The sequence below is a fragment of the Frateuria sp. sgz306004 genome (assembly GCF_057750885.1).
The window spans coordinates 36024-58211 of sequence record NZ_JBYLFE010000007.1; the positions used below are offsets into that span (position 1 = coordinate 36024).

Below are 22188 nucleotides of genomic sequence, written 5' to 3' on the forward strand. Positions count from 1 at the left end.
ACGGTCGTAAGCCGGCCGATGCCGCCAGAACGAGTACGTGCGACACGCTTTGCAAAAAAAGGGAGGCGCTGGCTGAACGACGTTGCCAAGCTGACATCGGCGCCACGTGCGACTAACCAAATATGAGCCCTATCAGCTGTCTGCTTTCACTGTCACCAAGGCCCAAATGCGTCGATCATTCAGGCCCAACCAGATCAATGCCGCTTCCACTCATCCACGGTGAGCACCTGCGCGATGCGTGTGCCATCCCATCGATACATCAGGTGTTGCGCCTGCGTACAAGGGCCCACGCGATCGGGGTAGAACACCGCTACGCATTCGCCGCCGCGATGGCGCACGCTGTCGTAGACCAGCCCGTCGGAACCTTCCTGGCGAAGGCGACGCGCGAGGGCGATGCCGGCGCTGTAGTCATCCGGATCGTGCACGGCTTTCCAGCCACCACGCAGATCGTGCAGCTTGGCCTGGATGCTCGTGCGATAGCAGCGCATTTCGATCTGGCAGGGCGCTTCGGCGGTGGCCGCCAAGAAGCGCTCGCGGTGGTAAACGGTTTCCTCCACCGCCGTGGCTACGCTGTGGCCCGCGTAGAACACGCCCCAGCTACCGTCGGAAAAGCGACTGCCCTCGGGATTGAGGTGGGTGAAGGCCGCCATGACTGGCGTGGTGCCCGGGCCGCTGACACGTCGATCCCTCGGCACCAGGCGCAGATCGCCCAGTTCATCGCGCAGGCGTGGATTGGTGAGCGCCTCAATGGCGTACAAGGCTTCCAGATCGGCGGGCGCAGCGATGCGGTCGAACACGCCCACCGGCGGAAAGCGGCTGGGCACGATGCGATAAGCATGGCTCCAGCGAATGCGTTTGAGCGGTGGAAGGTCTGCCATGACGTGCTCGATCCTGATCGTTCACCTGGGACGGCGAGTATGCACAGGATCGGTATCGCTGGCTGCGACCGCCGCAACGGTGTTCGTCAGGCGTTACCTCGCGAGCGGATCAGCCCCAGCCGCGCTGCGCGTCGAGGTACTCGCGCACCACATAGAGGTCGGCCACGTTGCCCGACAGCATGCGTTCGAGTGCCGACTGCCCGCCGAACAGCGTAGCGTGGTTGGGGCGATGCACCCAGCCATCGGCCTGTTCGGGGTCGGGGAAAAGGATCTGCAGATCCTTGAAGATGCCCAGCAGGTAGCTGATGCGTTCGAGCGTGTCGCGCCCCAGCGTGCCGCTTTGCAGGCGCTTCCACTTGTAGAAGGTCGATTCCGGCGGATCGCCCAGTAGGCGGCGCTGGTCGGCGATACGTAGGTTCCAGCGCTCGGCCAGTTGGAAGAACGCCCGCAGCGCGGGGCCACCCAGGTCGGCGGTGGGATGGCTTTCAGGTAGGAGATGGGCAGCCATGGCGTAACTCTCCCGGTGAAGTTCGGAGCCATTCTACTTTACTGGTGAATTTTTCACCAGCGCCATCCAGATCCGCCTTTTCGCCGATGGGCTGGGCCAACGGGCCGGCGCATACTGCGGCCACTGCCATCGTGGAGACCGCTCATGCGCCAGCGCTTTGCCACCCTCGCCTTGGTTCTGCTGGCTGCCGGCGGTTCGGCCCACGCAGCCGTCAAGGAAGCCACCGCCGATCACTTGGTGATCCAGGACAGCCGCGACATCGCCGCCACGCCCGATCAGGTCTATGCCGCGCTGATCGACATCGGGCATTGGTGGAGCAGTGAACACACTTATTCCGGCGAGGCCACGCACCTGAGCCTGGATGCCCAGGCGGGCGGTTGCTTCTGCGAGCGCTGGAGCAACCAGAGCGTGGCGCATGGACACGTCATCTGGGCCGCGCCCGGACATCTGCTGCGGATGGATACCGCACTGGGTCCGCTGCAGAGCATGGCGGCGCAAGGCGTGATGACCTTCACCATCAAGCCGGCCAAGCAGGGCAGCACGTTGCAACTGGAATACCGCGTCAACGGCAGCAGCGCGAGTACGCTCGATACGCTGGCGCCGGCTGTGGACAAGGTGTTGATGGAGCAAATGCAGCGCTTGCAGCGTTATGCACAGGCGAGCGCAATGGCTCCTGCTAAACCCTGATGTGCACGCGCCGCCATGCGAACACGGCGGCGCGTGAGAAGCACAAAACGCGGCGTTTACTTCTTGGCGTCCTTGTCCTTGCCGCAATCACAGCCGAAATCCGGCGCTGGGCCGCCGTCGGCGATGAAGCGATCGATGCGCTGCTCCAGCACCGGCAGCGGTACCGAGCCGATCTGCAGCACGGTGTCGTGGAAGTGGCGAATGTCGAACTTCGCGCCCAGTGCCTGCTCGGCCTTGTGGCGCAGCTCCAGGATCTTCAGGTAGCCCAGCTCATACGACAGCGCCTGGCCCGGCCAGCTGATGTAGCGATCCACCTCGTTGGCGATTTCGCGATCGGACAGCGCGGTGTTCTGCGTCATGAAGTCGATGGCTTGTTGGCGCGTCCAGCCCAGGTGATGAATGCCGGTATCCACCACCAGGCGGCAGGCGCGCCACATCTGGTAGGTGAGGTAGCCAAAGCGATCGTAGGGCGTCTTGTAGATGCCCATCTCGTTGCCCAGATACTCCGAGTACAGGCCCCAGCCCTCGCCGTAGGCGGAGATATAGCCCTCGCGGCGGAACGCCGGCTGGCCATGCTGCTCGGCCGCCAGCGCCAGCTGCAGCGAGTGGCCCGGCGCCGATTCGTGCAGAGTCAGCGCCGGCATGTTGTAGAGCGGACGCGACGGCAGGTCATAGGTGTTGACCAGGTAGGTGCCTGCGCCGCCGCGACCGGAGGTGTAGTACGGCGCGATATCGGCCGGCACCGGCACGATGGCGAAGCGCTGGCGCGGCAGGCGACCGAACTCCTTGCCCAGCTGCGCATCCACCTGCTTGGCCACCCAGGCGGTGCGCATCAGCAGTTCGTCGGGCGTCTTGGCGTAGAACTGCGGGTCGGTGCGCAGGAAATGCAGGAACTGCGGGAAATCGCCCTTGAAGCCGGTCTCCTGCATGATCTTGAGCATCTCGGCGTGGATCTTCGCCACCTGCTCCAGGCCGATCTTGTGGATGGCGTCCGGGTCCAGATCCAGCGTGGTGTATTCCACGATCTGCTGGCGATACCAGGCCTTGCCGTCGGGCATGGCTTCGGCGGCCAGCGTGGTGCGCGACTTGGGCACGTATTCGTTGCGGAAGAAGCCGAGCAGGTTGGCATAGGCGGGAATCACCTTGCCGCCAATCACCTGCCTGGCCTGCTCGCGCAACTTGGCTGCATCGGCGGCCGGCATGCTGGCGGGCAGCTTGGTGAACGGCTCGTAGAAGCTGCTCTTGGTCGGGTCCTTCAACTCGGCGACCGACGCGATGGACACGTCGCGCCCGGCCAGCACCTCGCGCGGCACGCTGAAGCCGCGCGCCAGGCCGTCGCGCATGTTGTCGATCTGCTGCTGGAAGTACGCCGGCACTTCGCCCAGGCGATCGAGGTAGTGCTGGTAATCCTGCACGGTGCGCAGGTTGTCACTCTCCAGCACATAACCCAGGTCGCTCCAGAAGGCCGAGTCGCTGTTGAACGGCATCTGCCATTGCTTGAACTGCTGGGCCGCCAGGAGGTTCTGGATCTGCGCGCGATACACGGCGTAGTTGACCTGCTCTTCGGGTGAGAGCTGCTTGGGGTTGATGCCGTCCAGGCTGGTCAACACCTTCTGCCAGTAGTCCAGGCGCTTTTGCTGGTTGGCCGCGTCCACGTTGTCCAGGCGCGAGCCGTTGGGCTGCGCTTCGCCGGAGGTGGCGATGCCGGCCTGGCCGTTGCGCCACGCCCATTCCTGCTCGTAGACCTGCTTGAAGCGCGCATCCGCGCCCTGCTCGGCCCAGGCCGGCGCGGCCAGCGAAACGGCGGCCAGCGCCAGCCAGGTCATGCGTTGAGCTTTGTTCACTGCGTTGTTCCCTTGGGCGAAGTTATGGCGGCCACGGCATCCTCCACGCTCCAGTCGTCCAGTGCCTGTGGCGGAAGCTGGGGCAAGGCCATGCGCGAAAGCGCATCGCGGGCGGCGTCCTTCAATCGTGCCACGCGCAGCGCGATCCCACGAGCGCTCAGCCAGGCGACGAAATCGCCCAGGGATTCCAGCGCGGTGCCGTCCAGGTCGGGGGACTCCTCAAGGCTCAGCACGACGCGCTTGATGCTGGCATCCGCCACCACCTGATGACGCACCTGGGCCAGTACGGCCTCGGCGTTGGCGAAGAACAGCGGCTCTTCCGGCCGCACGATCAGCAGGCCCGGTACCGGCACCGCGTTGGGGTGTTGGGCCACGTCCACGAAATCGTGGCCGTTGGCGAGACGCCCGAGCACGCTCAAGCGCGGCGACGCGAGCTGGCGCAGCAGCATCACCAGACTGAAGGCGATGGCGAACAGCAAGCCGTTGAGAATGCCCAGCGACAACACGGCCAGCACCGAGGCCAACAGCACCAGGCGGTCGCGCTGCCAGCGCAGGTAAGGCGCGAAGGTACCCAGCCGCAGCGACTTGCTCACTGCATGAATCACGATGGCCGCCAGCACCGGCTGGGGAATGCGCTCAATCCAGCGCAGCGCCAGTAACACCAGCACCAGCACGCTGGCTGCACCGATCAGGCCAGCCAGGCGCGACTGCGCGCCGGCGGCCTCGTTGGCCGAGGTGCCGGAGTACCCCGCGCCCACCGGCATGCCGTGCAGCGCACCGGAGACCACGTTCGCCACGCCCAGCACCAACAGATCGCGGTTGGGGTTCACCGTGTCGCCGTGCTTGAGCGCGAAGCCGCGGATGGAGCTGTAGGACTCCGCGTAGAGGATCAACAGCAGCGCCGCCGCCAGTTCCACGCTGGGCAACCATTGCTCGCTGCTGGGCCAGCGCGGCCAGCCCAAGCCGGCATCAAGGCGGATGGCGCCCGTGAGGGCCACTCCCTGCCCGGCCAGCCAACCCGAGGCGGCCACGCCGAGCGCGATCACTACCAGACTGCCCGGCACGCGGCGCAAGCGCTCACCCAGAAACAAGAGAGCCAACGCCAGCGCCCCGGTGCCAAACGCGGCGGGCGACACGGTGCCCAGCTCGCGCACCAGTTGAACCAGCAGCGCCGGAACAAAGTCGCCATGCACGTCCGCCACGCCCATCAGATGGGGCAACTGCTTGAGCGCGATCACGCAGGCCAGGCCAAAGGTGTAGCCGCGCAACACCGGCCGCGCGATCAAATGGGAGAGTCCTCCCAAGCGCGCCGCGCCCGCCACGAGGAAACACACGCCCGCCATCAGCACCAGGGTGGCAGCCACGGCGGCGCGCGCCACCAGATCGCCACCGGCCAGCGCCAGCGTGCCAGCCGCCAGCACGGCAGCGGAAGACGAGGTGGCCGACACGATGGCGTAGCGGCTGCGCCCCAACAAGCCATAGGTGGCCAGGCCCACGAACAAGGCGATCACGCCAGCCTGAGGCGGCATGCCGGCAATGCCCGAGTACGCGACCGCTTCGGGGATGAGCAGCCCTGCCACGGACATGCCTGCGACCAGGTCGCTATGCCAGGCAGGGGTGGCGTGCTCGGTGTCGGGCATGGAGGGCTCCGGCGCGGGTGGCGCCTGCGAGGGTAGCCGATGTTGCGGCGCGTCTCGCAGCGGCTCTTGGAGCTTGCTCACGGTCTTGGTCGGCGCTGCGGGTAGATTGTGAGCAGGCTCTTTGGGGTGCTCTGATGTTGATCGTCATCCCAGCGAGCCCCAACGAGGGGGGCAAGCGCCTCCTGCGGTTGCAGGAATGACGGGCAACATCTCGTTTAATCAGACCATCCTTAGCCGTCCATGCCCTCGTAGTAGCCACGCATGGCCTGGAGATAAGCCTCCAGGTTGCGGCCTGGCGCATCGGCGAAGCGTTCGCCGGTAATGGTGCATTGGGCGATGCGGTCGGGACGGAAATTGCGGAAGCCCACACGCAGTCGGCACCAGGTGCCGAGCGTCCACGCGCCGCCCCAGAACGCCAGGCACAGCGGCTCCACCTCACGCGTGGAGGTGCGACCGGCCTCGTCGCTGTAGTCCAGGCGCAGCACCTGGCCATCGGTGATGGCCGCGTTGAGGCGGTCGATCAGCGCGGCAAAGTCGGTCTTGGTCTGGTCACGCCAGATCGGCGCGTAGATGCGCGTGCGCGTGGCCTTCTCGCGCAATTCGGGCGGCAGCACCGCCTCGATCTTGAGCAGCGCGGCCTGGGCGCTTTCCGCCAGCTTCTGCCCGGCAAAGGCGCGCACGAAGCGCGTGCCGACCACCAGCGATTCAAGCTCGTCGGCGGTAAACATCAGCGGCGGGATGTCCGAGCCCTTGCGCAGCAGATAGCCAACGCCTGCCTCGCCCTCGATGGGTACGCCGGAGAGCTGCAGGTCGGCCACGTCGCGATAGACGGTGCGCAGGGATACGCCCAGCGTGGCGGCGAGCTGACGCGCCTGCAGCGCGGTTCGCCGGCCTCGCAGGGCGTGGATGATGAGGAAGAGCCGATCGGCGCGACGCATCGTTGCATGATGGCGGAGCCCGCGCCGCGCGACCAGCGTCGGGAGTCACGGTGCGGGAGTTTCATGATGGCGGTGTCGCCATCCATCGTCGCCATGGGTGGCAGCAAGCTCGCCTCAGCTCCCATCTCCGTCGTCCCAGCGAACGCTGGGATCCAGTGACTTTCGCTCACGCACAAAGTCATAGAGGCGCTGGGTCCCAGCCTTCGCTGGGACGACGACAAGGAAGGGCGGCCAGTCACATCGACCTCTCGGAAGCCTTAGGCGGCCAGCTGTGCCGCCAGCTCCGCGTCCAGCGCCATGGCCCGCTGCACGGCCGGTCGCGCCATGATGCGATCAATATAGGCACACACCACCGGCAAGTCCGGCACCAGCTTGAACGAAGTGCCCCAATGCAGCGCCACGCCCCAAAGCACGTCCAGTGCGGTGAAGCGCTCGCCTAACAGGTAAGGGCCGCGTTCGAGCTGGCTCAGCAAGGCGTTGAACATGGTGTCCCAATCGCCGTACGGCGAGGTGGACGGCGGCACCGGCTCGCGCTTCATGGCGCGATCCACCAGCGCGGGTTCGAAGCACGAACCGTAGAACACCATCCAGCGCAGGTAGGGCGCTCGCAGCGCATCGTCGATCGCGGGCGCTAGTCCCTTGTCCGCGAAAAGGTCGGCGAGAAAGAGAAACACCGCCGGCTGCTCGGTCACCAGCTGTCCATGCCAAGCCACAGCGGGCACCTTGCCCATGGGATTGATCGCCGTGTACGCCGAACCGCGCTGCTGGTTCGTCTTGAAATTGAGCACGTGCAGCTCGTAGGTCGCGCCCAGTTCTTCCAGCAGGGCGCGCGTGCCGCCGGAGCGGCTGTTGGGTGCGTGATAGAAGATCAGGCTTGAGCTGTTCATAACTGCTCTCTTATTCACAGGTAGCTGTGGATAACCGGTGTCTCTCGCCAGTTGTTGGCGCGACCATCGGCAAAGCGCACGGGTGCGGCGGCCCACTCTTCATCGCTCACATCGTCCAGGCAGGCCACATTGACCGACACGTACGCGCCACCGATCTGCTCGACGTAGCCACGATGAAACGCGTGCACGCCGCAGTGCTTGCAGAACAGGTTATGCGCACTGTGGGTACCGAACTGGTAATCGGCGAGCGCGTCTTCGCCGCTGAGCAATTGAAAGCTGTCGGGCTTGGTCATGGCGCCCCAGAAACGCAGCTTGCGGCAGATAGAGCAATTGCAGCGCCCGGTGCCTGCGGCCAAGTCCAGCTCGGCCTGGTAACGCACGGCACCGCAGTGGCAACTGCCTTGGTAAAGACGACTCATCGGTTAGCTCCTTGCAGAGGTTTGTCCAAACAGATGGGCTGCGCTCGCGCGGCCTTCACTTCGGTGGAAGCCGGCTCAGGCGGCGTCAGTGCGGGCGCGGCCGGCAGGCGGTAATGGCCATCCATCAACAATCCGCGCAGGTACAGCGGGCGATAGGCCATCAGAATCTTTCCAAGTGGAAATGGCATGACGCCTCCTCAGGCGGCCGCGGCCAAGTCGCCCGCGCACCACGGCGGCGGCACGGCGTGCTTGAACAGGCGATACCAGTGTTCGCGATCACTGGGGTTGTACAGGTCGAGTGCGCGGATCACCTCGCGCGCGAACTCCACACTGCCGAGCTGGCTGGCGGTGATCACACCGCCATCGTTGAGCGCGAGCGCAGTTGGGTCGTATAGCTCGGCGGCGCGGTAGCCAGGCACGTGCATGTCGATATGGCCGAGCCAACTACCGGTATGTCGACGCCCCTCCAACAGGCCCGCCCGGGCCAGTACCAGCACGCCGCTATCCACGCCGGCTACCGTGGCTCCGGCGGCATGCGCGTGGCGCGCGGCTTCCACGGCCTCCTCGCCCAGGCCGTGCTCCCACAGATAGCCGCCGGGCACGATCAGCAGCGCGGCGCGCTCCCAATCGATCTGCGCCAGGGTGAGCTCGGGCGCCACCCGCAGGCCACCCATGGACAACACCGGCTGCATCGAAAAGCCCACCGTGCGCTGCTGCCAGTCGCCGGGGCGGCGGATCTCGCACAACGCCTGCGCCGCGTGCCAGTCGGCATAGCCGTCGAACGCCAGGAAATACACCGTATCGCGCATGAAGCATCCCTCCTCGTGACGGTGCCCAGCTTGCCTACCCCCTACTGCCAACGTGTTGTCAGCAGGGGTCCGGCTCATGAAAGAGGCAACGCCCCCGACGCGCGGGTGGTTTGTCCGAAAAGGTTTTCATGACGGGCAGATGAAGACACTGGTTACATATTGAGCTGACAAGCGGAGGGCTCTGCCGGGACAATAGGCATCCCTTTCTTCGCGGGTACGCCATGAAGTCCATCTCGCTGATCCAGTTCCTCATCGAGGAGCGACGCGCCGGCCGCATCAATGCCGAGCTTTCCCTGTTGATCGAAGTGGTGGCGCGCGCCTGCAAGCGCATCGCCGTGGCTACCAACAAGGGCGCCCTCGGCGGCGTGCTGGGCGAGGCCGGCACCGGCAACATCCAGGGCGAGGCGCAGAAGAAGCTGGACGTGATCTCCAACGAGATCCTGCTGGAAGCCAACGCCTGGGGCGGCCAGCTCGCCGCCTGCGCGTCGGAGGAGATGGAAGACCCGCAGCCCATCCCCGACATGTACCCCAAGGGCCACCACCTGCTGTTGTTCGATCCGCTGGATGGCAGCTCCAATATCGACGTGAACATCTCCGTCGGCACCATCTTCTCAGTGCTGCGCTGCCCCGACGGCGTCACCGAGCCCAAGGCCGAGCACTTTCTGCAGGCGGGCACCACCCAGCTTGCCGCCGGCTACGTGGTGTATGGCCCGGCCACCGTGATGGTGCTGACCTTTGGCCACGGCACCCATGAGTTCACCCTGGACCGCGAGGTCGGCAGCTTCATCCTGAGCCGCCGCGACATCCGCATTCCGGAGGAAACCGCCGAGTTCGCCATCAACATGTCCAACCAGCGCCACTGGGAAGCACCCATGCAGCGCTACATCGGCGAGTTGCTGGCCGGCAAGGACGGCCCGCGCGCGAAGGATTTCAACATGCGCTGGGTCGCCTCCATGGTGGCCGACGTGCATCGCATCATCACTCGCGGCGGCGTGTTCTTCTATCCGCTGGACGCCAAGATCAAATCCAAGGGCGGCAAGCTGCGCCTGATGTACGAAGCCAACCCGATGGCCTTCATCATCGAGCAGGCGGGCGGCGCCGCCACCACCGGCCGCGAACGCATCATGAGTCTGCAGCCCACCGGCCTGCACCAGCGCGTGCCGGTGTTCCTGGGCTCGAAGAAGGAAGTGGAAGTAGCCACGCACTACCACGTCGAAGCCGACGCGGCCATCTAAGCGCGCTGCCGTGGTGTCCGCACCGGCGGATATCACGGCAGTTATCCACAGCTTGCTGAGCGCCGCCCAACGGCGTGCCCGATACCGACATACCGGCGCCCTTCGGCGGCCTTACACTCGCGCGCCAGTCGCCCCCGATTTTGCAGCGGAGGCGACAACCTCCTTCCACGCGCCGACACCATGACCGCCACCCGCCGTTTTCGCCCGCTCCTGCCCTTGCTCGCCAGCCTGGTGCTGTGCGCCTGCTTCGGCTCCACCAAGCCCACACCGCCCGCGCCGGTGGTGGTGACGCCGCCGCCCAAGCTGCGCATCGGGCTGGCGCTGGGCGGCGGCGCTGCCAAGGGCTTTGCGCACATTGGCGTGATCAAGATGCTGGAGGCCAACGGCATCCACCCGGACGTGGTCAGCGGCACCAGCGCCGGCAGTGTGGTCGGCGCCTTGTATGCCAGCGGCATGGACCCGTTCCAACTGCAGGAAACAGCTTTCACGCTGGACCAGAACAACATCCGCGACGTGCGCTTGTTCTCCGGCGGCGTGGTGCAGGGCCAAAAACTGCAGGACTACGTGAACCAGCTGGTGAAGAACCGCCCGCTGGACAAGCTCAACGTGCCGTTCGCCGCCGTGGCGACCCAGTTGGAAACCGGGCAGCGCACGGTATTCGTGCGCGGCAACACCGGCCAGGCGGTGCGTGCCTCCAGCAGTGTGCCGGGCGTGTTCGAGCCGGTGGATATCGGTGGCAAGCACTACGTCGATGGCGGCGTGGTCAGCCCGGTGCCGGTGGATGCCGCACGCCAGCTCGGCGCCGATGTGGTGATTGCAGTGGATATCTCCAGCAAGGCGGACGGAAAGAATCCACAGGGCATGCTCAACATCGTCGGGCAGTCCATCAGCATCATGGGCCAGAAGCTCGGCGAGCAGGAGCTGGCGCGCGCGGACATCGTGATACGGCCCAAGGTGAATCAGATCGGCGCCGCCGATTTCGAGCAGAAGAACCAGGCCATCCTGGAAGGCGAGCGCGCCGCGCTGGCGGCCATGCCCACCATCAAGGCCAAGCTGGCGGCAGCTCAGGCCGCGCGCCAGGCTCCCGCCACGCCGGTGGCGTCGCACTAACCGGCAATAACAGGAACGCGACGGCGAGTTCCTGCGGTCATGGACCCACAGTGGCGGCCGACCCAGGCCGCTGCTAGCGTGCGTAGTCCGTTTCGTTACCAGGCAACACTGTCATGTCCCGACCCGCCCGTCTGCTGCTGCCTCTGCTGGTGGCGTCTTTTGTGCCCACCGCGTTCGCGGATGCGCCCCGTGTCGATCCGCGCATCGAGCGCCTGCTCACCGAACTAGGCAAGGTGCGCTCGGTCGAGAGCGTGCAGATCTCACCCGACGGCCGCCAACTGGCGTGGGTAGTCCGCACCGAGGGCAAGGGTCGCATCGAAGTCGCCAACCTCGACGGTAGCCAAGCGCATCGCCTCACCCGCGCCGACGCCGCGGCCAAGTGCAGCGAGGCCAATCCGGCGTGGTCGCCCGATTCCCAGCGCGTGGCGTTCTTCTCCAACTGCGCCAGCGGCGGCAAGCAGCGCGAATTGCTGCTGGCCGATGCCCCGGGCAAGGAAAGCGCCAGGCGCCTGGCCGCCCTGCCCGGCGTATCCGACGACTTGCGCTGGTCGCCCGATGGCAAGTCGCTGGGTTTCCTCTACGTGCCCAACGGCACACGTCGCGCCAGTGCGGTATACGCCGCCAAACCGGCCGCTGGCGAGATCGGTGTAGATGGCCTGGAAGTGCAGCGCGTAGCCAGCGTGGACGCCAACGGCGGCGACGTGCGTCTGCTCACCGCGCCCGATACGTATGCCTACGAGTTCACTTGGGCACCGGACGGCCAGCGCATTGCCTATGTGGGCGCGCCGCCGCCGGGCGACAACAACTGGTGGCTCGCCAAGCTCTACGTGCAGGACACCAAAGTCGACGCCCGCGCGACGATGGTGCTGGACCCGGTGACCGCCAAGGGTTCGCTGCATGGCCTGCAGATCGCGCTGCCGCGGTTCTCGCCCGATGGTCAGCGCATTGCCTTCATCGGCGGCCTGATGAGCGACCAGGGTTCGACTGGCGGCGACATTTATGCCGTGCCGGCCAACGGCGGTGACGCGGTGAACCTCACGCCCGGCATCGGCGTCACGCCAGTGTGGCTGGCCTGGACCGGCGCGCAGCAGTTGCTGGTAAGCCAGGTCAATCGCGGCCACAGCGAAGTGGCCGAGTACGCGGTGGATAACAGCAAGGCCAGCGCCACGCGTACGCTGTTCACGCTGGCCGCCAGCATCGGCGACGGCAGCGAGAGCATGGCGCTGTCTCTGTCGGCCGATCGCACCAAATTGGCATTTATCCACAGCTCGTACACCGAGGCGCCGGAAGTGCGCGCCGGTGCGCTCGGCACGCAGGCGCCGGCGGCGGTCACGCATTTCAACGCCGCGCTCAAGGCGGGCTGGGGCAAGGCCGAGTCGGTGGAGTGGAACAACGATGGCCACCCGGTGCAGGGCTGGCTGCTCTACCCGGCCGACTACGACCCCAAGAAAACCTATCCGATGATCGTGGCCGTGCACGGTGGCCCCGCCGCTGCCGTGCTGCCACGCTGGCCAAGCGTGGGCTTTGGCGGCGTGCCGTTCTCGGCGCTCGGCTATTTCGTGTTCATGCCCAATCCGCGCGGCAGCTTCGGCCAGGGCGAGGCGTTCGTGCAGGCCAATCGCAAGGATTTCGGCCACGGCGATTTGCGCGACACGCTGGCGGGCATCGATGCCATCGAAAAGAAGCTGCCCGTGGACGATCAACGCCTGGGTCTGACCGGCTGGAGCTATGGCGGCTTCATGAGCATGTTCGTGCCCACGCAAACCACGCGCTTTCGCGCAGTGGTGGCCGGCGCCGGTATCGCCAATTGGCAGAGCTATTACGGCCAGAACCTCATCGACCAGTGGATGATTCCGTACTTCGGCGCCTCCGTGTACGACGACCCCGCTGCTTATGCCAAGAGCTCGGCGATCAACTTCATCAAGCAGGCCAAGGCACCCACCTTGATCGTGGTGGGTGATCGCGATGCCGAATGCCCGGCGCCGCAGTCGTTCGAGTACTGGCACGCTTTGCGTGCCCAGGGCGTACCCACCTCGCTGGTGGTGTATCCCAACGAAGGTCACCACTTCGTCGATCCCGAACACCAGCGCGATGTGCTGCAACGCGCGCTGCTGTGGTTCGAAAAGTACCTGCCGGCGACGAATTGATGTCGTGTGGCCGCCTCCTTCGGGAGGCGGCCGACACCGTCAGAACAACTGTCCCTGCGGCGAAGGCTCGCGCGGCGGCACGAACTGGGTGGTGTCCAGCCACAGTTCGCGGGCACGGCCAAAGCCATGCTTGCGACATGCCACGTCGAAGCGACGGCGAATCAATTCGGCGAACACGCCCTGCCCGCGCATGCGCGTGGCGAAGTTGCTGTCGTAATCCTTGCCGCCGTGCATCTGCTGCACCAGGCTCATTACGTGCGCCGCGCGTTGCGGCACGTGCAATGCCAGCCACTCGCGGAATAGCGCCTTCAATTCGTAAGGCAGACGTAGCGTGGTGTAACCAGCGCAACGTGCACCGGCCTCGGCGGCCCGCTCCAGCACGGCTTCGAGATCACCATCGTTCAAGGCCGGGATGATCGGCGCCACCAGCACGCCCACCGGCACGCCAGCTTCGGTGAGCGTGCGGATCGCTTGAATGCGTCGATGCGGTGCGCTGGCGCGCGGCTCCAGTTTAGCCGCGAGGTGATTGTCCAGCGAGTTCACCGACACGAACACCTGCACCAGGTTGGCGCGCGCCATCGGGGCGAGAATGTCCAGGTCGCGCTCCACCATCGCGTTCTTGGTGACGATGGTGCACGGGTGGCGGCATTCGGCCAGCACTTCCAGCGCGGCGCGCGTGAGCTTCCAGCGCCGCTCCACCGGCTGGTAGGGGTCGGTGTTGCTGCCGATGTTGATCGGGCTGACCGCGTAACCCGGTCGCGCCAGCTCATGGCGCAACACCTCGGCCAGGTTGCTCTTCGCGCGCAGCTTGGTTTCGAAATCCAGGCCGGGCGACAAGTTGAGGTAACTGTGCGAGGGCCGCGCAAAACAGTAGATGCAGCCGTGTTCGCATCCGCGATACGGGTTCAATGCCTGGCTGAAATGGATATCCGGCGAGTCGTTGCGCGTGATCACGCTGCGCGCGACTTCCTCGGTGACCTGCGTGCGCGGTCGCGGTGCGCTCTCATCCAGCAGCAGGCTTTGCCAGCCGTCATCCTCGACGTGATGGCGGATGGTTTCAAAGCGCCCTTCCGGGTTGGAAGCGGCGCCACGGCCTTTGAAGGCCTGCAGCGGCGGCGGGATGTGATCCATGGGCGGAGTGTGCGCCGACGATGTCTCAATCGCCGCGACACCACGCTCCTACGGCACAAGCTGGGTCTTGAGCAGGCGCGCCATCGCTGGCAGTGGATAGTGCGCCGTCAACTGGCGGTCGAGTTCGGTGAATACCGGCGCGGAAATCGTCCAGCCCAAGGGCACCGGGTAGTCCCCGGGACAAAGACGCAGGTGCCACAACAGGTCGCCCCGAAGGGGATCGCGCGCATTCGGATGCAGCGCCCGTAGCAGTTGCACGCGGGCGTACTCGCCACGCGCGGCGCGGGTTGCCAGCAAGGCGTCCAGCGGTGCCGTCGCCTCACCGCGCACGCGATCACGCGCCGGCCCAGGTTCGGCGGGACACGCCGCGCTGTAGAACGGCGCCAGGTGCTGCGCGTCGTGCGCCTCCACGAAATCGCTCATGGTCGGATCGTTGCTGATGTGGATAACGATCAAGCGCAAGGACAGCGAACGCTTTGCCGCGCGCTCACGCAGCAGCCGAATCACTTCCAGCAGGGTGGTGGTGCCGGAGTTCTCGAAGTAGCCACCATCCACCAGTTGCACACGTGCGGGCACCGGCGGATGCGCGTTGTTGGCGATGAGCGTGCCGGCAGGGCTGATATAGGTGAAGCGCGCGCCATTGAGCACCACCTCGCTCATCGGTACGCGAGGGTCCAGCCAAGCCGAACCATCGAAAGCAGCGGTCCACGGCTGGCGCTGCGGCGTATCGATCGGTTGGAATGGGTGCTGGATGAAGCGCCGACCTTCGCCCACGGTCGCGCTATTGATGAATAGCGCCGGCAAGCGCGTAGACGCCCGGCCTTGGGGCCCGCGATAGAGATCGGCGAAGGGCTGGCCGAAACTGTCCAGTCCTTGTTCGCGCGCCGCGGCTTCCCACGCGCGCGTGAGCGCACGGGATCGATCGTTGAACCAGGCGCCAGGCAGCCAGCGCTGGGTAAAGTCGATGAACAAGGCGTTGGCCAGCGTGGGCGCCAGGAAGTCGTGGCCGAGCATGGCTTGCGCGCGTGCAGCCATGTCTGCGCTACCGCCCGCATCCGGTTGCTGCAACATGCCTATGTACGTCGCGAGGCCCAAGCTTCCACCGGATACCCCGCTGGCCGCGAACAAATAGCGGGCGAACAAAGGCTCGCCCTGTCCCGGCGCCAACGCATCCAGTTGGGCGGTGAGGCGACTGAGCGCCAGCGCCGTCCATGCTGCGCTGCGAATGCCGCCGCCTTCGGTGGAAACCAGCAGCACCGGACATGGGTCGCGATGCGCGCAGCGATCGTCCAACCACGCATCCGCGTAATCGTCGAAATGCACACGGTTATCCACAGGCGCGGGAGCGGGCTGTTGATAAGTCGCCATGTCGGCGTACTGCCGCACTTTGTGGTTGTCGTTGAGATGCAGCCCATGCAGGGTAGCGGCCAGCACCAACAGGCTGCTCAGCAGGGGCACGCCGCGCCGGTCGCCCACCATGCACAATAAGCTGCCGGTGGAGCAGAAGAACGCCTCGGCGATCAGCAGCATCGCCAACGGCCCGAGGCCATCGAGTGCCTCCGGGCGCCAGGCGATCACAAAGGTGGCGGCGATGTTGAGCGCCACCACCCCGGCATAGAACAGGCAAGGCACGCGCCCCAGATCACGTACGCGCCACACGCGTGCCTCGCCGGGCGTGCGACTGAGCGGCGTGAGATGGCGCGGAAGACGCCGCGCCGCCGCGTTCCACAGGCGACGACGCGTGATGAAGAACACCACCATCGCCACTGACTCCAACAGCAGCCCCATCGCGCGCCAGCCGCGCTCATCGCAATATTGCCCGGTGTTGACGCAGGGACCATGCGGTAGCTTGGCGAGAGCCACCACAAAGCCCAGGCATACCAGCAAGGGAACCACAGCGCCCAGGATGCGTGGCAACCAGTCACGGAGTATCGCGGCGCGCCTCTCTTGCAAGGCGGGCCAACGGGGATAGCGCAATCGGTAGGCGTTGCGTGCGGCATACCAGATCGATAGACCGGCCAGTGCGCTGCTCGCCAACAAGGCCGTGTAGCGCCAGCCACTCGGATCAGTCCATAAGGCGATCAAAAACAACTCGGCCGCCTGATCCACACCCAGCGTCACTGCACAGGCGATGCCAAGCACCAGCAACGATACGCGAACCGGCTTGAGGTGATCGAGAAACAGCGCCGTCCACCCGATCACGCGTCGCCAATGGCGCCGCACGTGAGAACGGGGCGTTGTCCTTGCACGCGCGTTGCTGGGCATGCCTTCCTCGCGGGGTCCGTGGCTGCCCCAATCATAGTCCTCGCGCGTGACCGACAAAAAAAGGTGCGGCTATTCACTCGCCGCACCCTTGCACTTCGAAACGCGGAGGGAAGTCAGTAATTGATGTCCACGTCCTTGGTTTCACGCAGGAACAGCAGGCCGATGAAGAACGTGCCGACCGCCACGATGATCGGATACCACAGGCCGTAGTAGATATCGCCCTTCCACGCCACGAGCATGAAGCCGATGGTGGGCACGAAGCCGCCGAACCAACCATTGCCGATGTGATACGGCAGGCTCATCGAGGTGTAGCGGATGCGCGTGGGGAACATCTCCACCAGCCACGCGGCAATGGGGCCGTACACCATGGTGACGTAGATCACCAGGATCGCCAGCAACACCACCAGCATCGGGTAGTTACTCTGCGCTGGATCGGCCTTCTCCGGGTAACCCGCCGTTTTCAGCGCGGCGCCCAGCTGCGTGCCAAAAGCCTTGCCCTGCTCGGCGAATGCCTTGCTGTCCAGCGCGCCACCTTCGAAGGAGGAGATCACCTGGTCGCCGATCTTTACCTCGGCAATGGCACCGGATTCGGCAGTGATGTTGGTATACGGAATGCCCTTCTTGGCGAGTGCGCTCTTGGCCACATCGCAGGAGCTGGTGAATTTGCTCTTGCCGACCGGATCGAACTGGAAGCTGCAAGCCTTGGGATCGGCCACCACCTTCACCGGCGCCGATGCTGCGGCGTGCTCGATGGCAGGGTTACCGAAGTGGGTTAGCCCCTTGAAGATCGGGAAGTAGGTCAGTGCCGCCAGCAGGCAGCCCGCCAGCACGATGCTCTTGCGGCCGATGCGATCGGACAACCAACCGAAGAGCACGAAGAACGGCGTGCCAATGGCCAGCGCGCCGGCGATCAGCAGGTTCGCCGTGGTGCCATCGATCTTCAGGCTCTGGGTGAGGAAGTACAGCGCATAGAACTGGCCGGTGTACCACACCACTGCCTGTCCCGCCGTGGCGCCCAGCAGTGCGAGGATAACCAGCTTGAGGTTCTTCCACTGCCCGAACGCTTCGGTGAGCGGTGCCTTGGAGTGTTTGCCCTCGGCCTTCATCTGCTGGAACACCGGCGACTCGTGCAATTGCATGCGGATGTACACCGACACCAGCAGCAGCAGCGAGGAGATCAGGAACGGAATGCGCCAGCCCCAATCCTCGAAGGTTTCCGTGCCCAGCCCCAGACGCGTACCCAGAATCACCAGCAGCGACAGGAACAAACCGAAGGTCGCGGTGATCTGGATGAAGCTGGTGTACAGGCCACGCTTACCGTGCGGCGCATGCTCGGCCACGTAGGTTGCCGCGCCGCCGTACTCGCCACCCAGCGCCAGGCCCTGCAGCAGACGTAGCGCGATGAGGATGACGGGCGCGGCCATGCCGATGGTGGTGTAGCTGGGCAACACGCCGACCAGGAAGGTCGACAGACCCATGATGATGATGGTGATGAGGAACGTGTACTTGCGCCCGATCATGTCGCCGAGACGGCCAAACACGATGGCGCCGAAAGGACGCACCGCAAAGCCAGCGGCAAAGGCCAGCAATGCGAAAATGAATTGGCTGGTTTCGTTGAGGCCGCTGAAGAAGTGCTTGCCGATCAGTGCGGCGAGCGAACCATAGAGATAAAAGTCATACCACTCGAACACCGTGCCCAGGCTGGATGCCAGGATGACGCGGCGATGGCTGGTGTCGAGCGGCCCCCGCATATCGACTGCAGTCGTTGCCATGATGTTGCCCTCTAAACGTGTGCCCGGTCAGGACGTTGGATGGTGATGTCGGGGCGCAAGCTTCCGCAGCGGCTTGGCGCCACCCTTCGGCCTCCCTCTCCTTCGTCGGGTCCGGGCGCCTCCCCGCGCCGCTTTCCCGATGTTGCAGCGACGGCGGCGCCCACCGGGCACCGCCGCCTGAACTCCTTCAGAACTTGTACAAACCGTTCAGACTGACCTGATTGCCGTCGGTGCTTTGGCGTTGGCCGGCCGAACCCACCTGATAGCGGAGCTTGTCGTACATCCACTCCACGCCCAGCTCGTAATTGCCCGAGGCGTACTGCAGGCTCAACGCGGACTGATCGTTGCGCAGCAGTGCGGTGCCGGCCACGGCACTGGTGGTGGTCCAGCGGATGACGTCGTTGTTGTTGGGCCGTCCCATCGCATAGAACGCATTGACGCTCCACTTGGGCGTGAAGTTGTAACCGGCCTGCACATAGCCGCCGCTTTCCTTGATGTCGCCGAACTGGGACATCGCGCCGAACAGCTCGCCCAAAGCCTTGCCCGAATAGGCCAGGCCCTTGAAGGTCCAGGGACCGGGCTTCCATTGCCCACCGACTTCGTAGCCCACGCTCTGCAGCGTGTCCTTGATGGGCTTGGGCGCGATATCGCCGACGCCGTGCAGGTCGATTTGCGACCAGTGCGCCACAAAGTACGCGAGCCAATCCTTGCCCTGTGCATGCAATCGCGCTTCCACCTGTGGATGGAAGTTCGCAGCACCCGCGTTGAGGTAATTGGTGTTGGAGGTACCCGCCAGATTCTGCGGACCGTTCCAATTGCCCTCGAACACGCCCAGGTCCAAGCGCCACTTCACGCCATCGGAACCGTGATTGAGATCCTGCATCCACACCACGCCCGGATAGCGCCAACCGACGAAACCGGCGCCATAACCGAGAGGAAAGGCGATGTGTGACAGTGAGGTTGCCACGTTCTCCAGTGGGAACATCAGGTCCCACTGCTGGCCAATGCGCACGGTAGAGCCGAAATCGGGGTTGACCAGATCCATATAGGCCTGGCGCAGGCGGGGAATTGGCTGCTGTTGTGCGTACGCGCCGGTACCGTTGTTGCCGCCGAAGAAATCCATCTCGATGCGACCGCCGCCGCTCCAGCTGTCATTGAGCCTGGCGCCGGTGAAGTCCAGCCAGAAGCGGGTATTGCGCACATCAAAGCCACTGAGCGAGCCGGTGTAGCCATTCTCCTTGTTGGCCGCAGTGGCCGGCGCTGGAATCAACGCGTTCTGGCCATTGCCGTAGTTGGAGAATGTCCGATCCTGGCCGAAGGCACTCGCACTGATGAAGCCATGCAACGCCACGGTCAAGCCATTGGCGGTGACGAACTGCGGCTTGGGTGCGGCCTCTACCTTGGTAGAGGTGGCTTGCGCCGTGGTGTTGGCCTGCTCGGCGGTGACCTGAGCGGCCTGGGCCGTCTGTGCTGCCTGCGTGGTGGCCGTCTTCTGTTCCTGGATCATGGCCTTCAGTTCGGCCAGCTCCTGCTCCAGTTGATTGACGCGTTTTTCCAACTGCGCTTCGTGCGTGGTGGTCTTGGCGGTGCTTTTGCTCGGTGCGCTTTGAGCCTGCGCGCCCAGCGGCAGGGCTAGCGCGCAGGCTATGCTGAGCGCCAGCAGCCGGTGTGGGCGTGCGGTGGTAGGAAGTGTCATGGCAAGCCTCCCCAGGTCGATGACAGACCGAGCTTGTCGATGCTGCATTGCGAGCGACTATTCCCCTTTGGTCGAACCTCGACCAAAGTCGAAAGGAGGCGGCAACATCCCGCTCACCAGCCAACCGCTACACTCCGTGGTCACCGCCGGCCAAAGCGCCGGAGCGGTACCTACAACGTATGAGGAAGCCGGCTAGCAGCCGCAGGAGCCACGCGATGACCAAGCTCTACCCCGTCAGGCCCGAATTCGCCGCCAAGGCGCGCATCCGCAAGGACGATTACCAGCGGCTCTACGCTGAGTCGGTGAAGGACCCGGCCGGGTTCTGGGGCAAGGTGGGCCAACGGCTGGAGTGGCTGAAGACGCCGACCAAAATCAAGAACGTCTCCTTCGACCCGCACAATCTGCATATCCGCTGGTACGAGGACGGCGAGCTCAACGTGTCGGCCAACTGCCTGGACCGCCACCTGGCCGAGCGTGGCGACAAGACCGCCATCATCTTCGAAGGCGATGACCCCAACGAGTCGCGCCACATCACCTATAAGGAGCTGCACACTGAGGTGTGCAAGTTCGCCAACACGCTCAAGCACCTGGGCGTGACCAAGGGCGACCGCGTAGCGATCTACCTGCCGATGATCCCCGAAGCGGCGGTGGCCATGCTGGCGTGCGCGCGCATCGGCGCGATCCACTCGGTGGTGTTCGGCGGTTTCTCGCCCGATTCGCTGGCCGGCCGCATCGCCGACTCCACCGCCAAGGTGGTGATCACCGCCGACGAGGGCGTACGCGGCGGCAAGAAGATCCCGCTCAAGGTCAATGTGGATGCGGCGCTCGAGCGCGCCGGCACCAACAGCGTGGAAACGGTGATCGTGGTGCGTCGCACCGGCAGTGCCGTGCCGATGCAGTCCCCGCGCGATCGCTACTACCACACGCTGATGGAAGGCCAATCGGCCGACTGCCCGCCGACGCCGGTGGACGCGGAGCATCCGCTGTTCATCCTTTACACCTCCGGCTCCACCGGCAAGCCCAAGGGCGTGCTGCACACCTCTGGCGGCTACCTGGTGTACGCCAGCTACACGCACGAGCTGGTATTCGACCTGCGCGAAGACGACGTGTACTGGTGCACCGCCGACGTGGGCTGGGTCACTGGCCACAGCTACGTGGTGTATGGCCCGCTTGCCAACGGCGCCACCACGCTGATGTTCGACGGCGTGCCCAACTACCCCGACACCAGCCGCTTCTGGAACGTGGTGGACAAGCATCAGGTGACCTTGTTCTACACCGCCCCCACCGCCATCCGCGCGCTGATGCGCGAAGGCGAGGCGCCGGTGAAGAAGGCCTCGCGCGCCTCGCTGCGCCTGCTGGGTTCGGTGGGCGAACCCATCAACCCGGAAGCCTGGGAGTGGTACTACCGCGTGGTGGGCGACGAGCGCTGCCCGATCGTGGATACCTGGTGGCAAACCGAAACCGGCGGCATCCTGATCACCCCGCTGGCCGGCGCCATCGATACCAAGCCCGGCTCGGCCACGCTGCCGTTCTTCGGCGTGGTGCCCGCCGTGGTGGATGCCGGTGGCAACGTGCTGGAGGGCGCCACCGAAGGCAACCTGGTGATCACCGACTCCTGGCCGGGCCAGATGCGCACGGTGTACGGCGACCACCAGCGCTTCATCGACACCTATTTCAGCGCCTATCCGGGTAACTACTTCACCGGCGACGGCGTGCGCCGCGACGAGGACGGTTACTACTGGATCACCGGCCGCGTGGACGACGTGATCAACGTAAGCGGCCACCGCATCGGCACCGCCGAAGTGGAAAGCGCGCTGGTGGCGCATCCCAAGGTGGCCGAGGCTGCCGTGGTGGGGTGCCCGCACGAGATCAAGGGCCAGGGCATCTACGCCTATGTCACGCTGATCGCCGGCGAAACCGGCAGCGACGAGCTGCGCAAGGAACTGGTGGCCTGGGTGCGCAAGGAAATCGGCCCAATCGCCACGCCCGATTACCTGCAATGGGCGCCGGGTTTGCCCAAGACGCGCTCGGGCAAGATCATGCGCCGTATCCTGCGCAAGATCGGCGAGAACCAGCCCGAACAGCTGGGCGACATTTCCACCCTCGCCGACCCCAGCGTCGTCAAGAACCTGGTGGACGAACGCCTGATCAAATAGCAGGCACGCGCGAATCGGGGATAGGAGAACAGCCACGCTTCTTCGCGGTTCCTCTATTCCCCCTTT

The 22188-nt window shown here is 65.2% G+C and carries 18 protein-coding genes; 5 read left to right on the plus strand and 13 right to left on the minus strand.

Features of this window, described 5'->3' with window-relative positions:
• Positions 1 to 194: 194 nt before the first annotated feature.
• Together AC3G2C_RS15385 and AC3G2C_RS15390 are read right to left on the minus strand one after the other, a co-directional pair.
• A complete protein-coding gene (locus AC3G2C_RS15385; protein WP_488385512.1) occupies positions 195 to 878 on the minus strand; it encodes an RES family NAD+ phosphorylase in 684 nt (227 codons plus the stop codon).
• Between the two features lie 109 nt (positions 879 to 987).
• A complete protein-coding gene (locus AC3G2C_RS15390; protein WP_488385513.1) occupies positions 988 to 1386 on the minus strand; it encodes an MbcA/ParS/Xre antitoxin family protein in 399 nt (132 codons plus the stop codon).
• 144 nt (positions 1387 to 1530) lie between these two features.
• On the opposite strand from AC3G2C_RS15390, the gene AC3G2C_RS15395 reads away from it, so the two are divergent.
• Positions 1531 to 2073: an SRPBCC family protein gene (locus AC3G2C_RS15395; RefSeq protein WP_488385514.1), complete on the plus strand. Its 543-nt coding sequence runs from the start codon at positions 1531 to 1533 to the stop codon at positions 2071 to 2073.
• 56 nt (positions 2074 to 2129) lie between these two features.
• On the opposite strand, the gene AC3G2C_RS15400 is transcribed toward AC3G2C_RS15395, so the two are convergent.
• The 7 genes from AC3G2C_RS15400 to AC3G2C_RS15430 all read right to left on the minus strand — a co-directional run bounded on the left by AC3G2C_RS15400 (position 2130) and on the right by AC3G2C_RS15430 (position 8610).
• On the minus strand, positions 2130 to 3899 hold the full coding sequence (locus AC3G2C_RS15400) for a DUF885 domain-containing protein (protein ID WP_488385740.1): 1770 nt from the start codon (positions 3897 to 3899) through the stop codon (positions 2130 to 2132).
• Positions 3900 to 3913: 14 nt separating this feature from the next.
• Entirely contained in the window at positions 3914 to 5638 is a 1725-nt protein-coding gene (locus tag AC3G2C_RS15405) for a SulP family inorganic anion transporter (protein ID WP_488385515.1), read from the minus strand.
• A 149-nt stretch (positions 5639 to 5787) separates the two neighbouring features.
• Entirely contained in the window at positions 5788 to 6495 is a 708-nt protein-coding gene (locus AC3G2C_RS15410; protein ID WP_488385516.1) for a helix-turn-helix transcriptional regulator, read from the minus strand.
• Between the two features lie 257 nt (positions 6496 to 6752).
• Complete coding sequence (locus tag AC3G2C_RS15415) at positions 6753 to 7382, minus strand: glutathione S-transferase family protein (protein ID WP_488385517.1); 630 nt, start codon at positions 7380 to 7382, stop codon at positions 6753 to 6755.
• Positions 7383 to 7396: 14 nt separating this feature from the next.
• Positions 7397 to 7801, minus strand: a complete 405-nt coding sequence (locus tag AC3G2C_RS15420) for a GFA family protein (protein ID WP_488385518.1) — start codon at positions 7799 to 7801, stop codon at positions 7397 to 7399.
• Positions 7798 to 7989 carry a hypothetical protein gene (locus AC3G2C_RS15425; protein ID WP_488385519.1) on the minus strand — a complete coding sequence of 64 codons (192 nt, stop codon included), beginning with the start codon at positions 7987 to 7989 and terminating at the stop codon, positions 7798 to 7800. Before AC3G2C_RS15425 ends, AC3G2C_RS15420 begins: the two co-directional genes overlap by 4 nt.
• A 9-nt stretch (positions 7990 to 7998) precedes the next feature.
• Entirely contained in the window at positions 7999 to 8610 is a 612-nt protein-coding gene (locus tag AC3G2C_RS15430; protein ID WP_488385520.1) for a DJ-1/PfpI family protein, read from the minus strand.
• A gap of 221 nt (positions 8611 to 8831) precedes the next feature.
• Here AC3G2C_RS15430 and AC3G2C_RS15435 point away from each other — a divergent pair, with 221 nt between their 5' ends.
• The 3 genes from AC3G2C_RS15435 to AC3G2C_RS15445 all read left to right on the plus strand — a co-directional run bounded on the left by AC3G2C_RS15435 (position 8832) and on the right by AC3G2C_RS15445 (position 13102).
• Positions 8832 to 9845, plus strand: coding sequence for a class 1 fructose-bisphosphatase (locus tag AC3G2C_RS15435; protein WP_488385521.1), 1014 nt, complete (start codon positions 8832 to 8834; stop codon positions 9843 to 9845).
• Between the two features lie 180 nt (positions 9846 to 10025).
• Positions 10026 to 10955, plus strand: coding sequence for a patatin-like phospholipase family protein (locus tag AC3G2C_RS15440; protein WP_488385522.1), 930 nt, complete (start codon positions 10026 to 10028; stop codon positions 10953 to 10955).
• A 113-nt stretch (positions 10956 to 11068) separates the two neighbouring features.
• Entirely contained in the window at positions 11069 to 13102 is a 2034-nt protein-coding gene (locus AC3G2C_RS15445) for a S9 family peptidase (RefSeq protein WP_488385523.1), read from the plus strand.
• Positions 13103 to 13141: 39 nt separating this feature from the next.
• On the opposite strand, the gene AC3G2C_RS15450 is transcribed toward AC3G2C_RS15445, so the two are convergent.
• The 4 genes from AC3G2C_RS15450 to AC3G2C_RS15465 all read right to left on the minus strand — a co-directional run bounded on the left by AC3G2C_RS15450 (position 13142) and on the right by AC3G2C_RS15465 (position 19966).
• Entirely contained in the window at positions 13142 to 14233 is a 1092-nt protein-coding gene (locus AC3G2C_RS15450; RefSeq protein WP_488385524.1) for a PA0069 family radical SAM protein, read from the minus strand.
• 48 nt (positions 14234 to 14281) lie between these two features.
• Positions 14282 to 16456, minus strand: a complete 2175-nt coding sequence (locus AC3G2C_RS15455) for a hypothetical protein (RefSeq protein WP_488385525.1) — start codon at positions 16454 to 16456, stop codon at positions 14282 to 14284.
• A 155-nt stretch (positions 16457 to 16611) separates the two neighbouring features.
• Complete coding sequence (locus AC3G2C_RS15460) at positions 16612 to 18270, minus strand: MFS transporter (protein ID WP_488385526.1); 1659 nt, start codon at positions 18268 to 18270, stop codon at positions 16612 to 16614.
• Between the two features lie 187 nt (positions 18271 to 18457).
• Entirely contained in the window at positions 18458 to 19966 is a 1509-nt protein-coding gene (locus tag AC3G2C_RS15465; RefSeq protein ID WP_488385527.1) for a porin, read from the minus strand.
• 215 nt (positions 19967 to 20181) lie between these two features.
• Here AC3G2C_RS15465 and acs point away from each other — a divergent pair, with 215 nt between their 5' ends.
• Positions 20182 to 22122: an acetate--CoA ligase gene (gene acs / locus AC3G2C_RS15470; RefSeq protein WP_488385528.1), complete on the plus strand. Its 1941-nt coding sequence runs from the start codon at positions 20182 to 20184 to the stop codon at positions 22120 to 22122.
• Positions 22123 to 22188 lie beyond the last annotated feature (66 nt).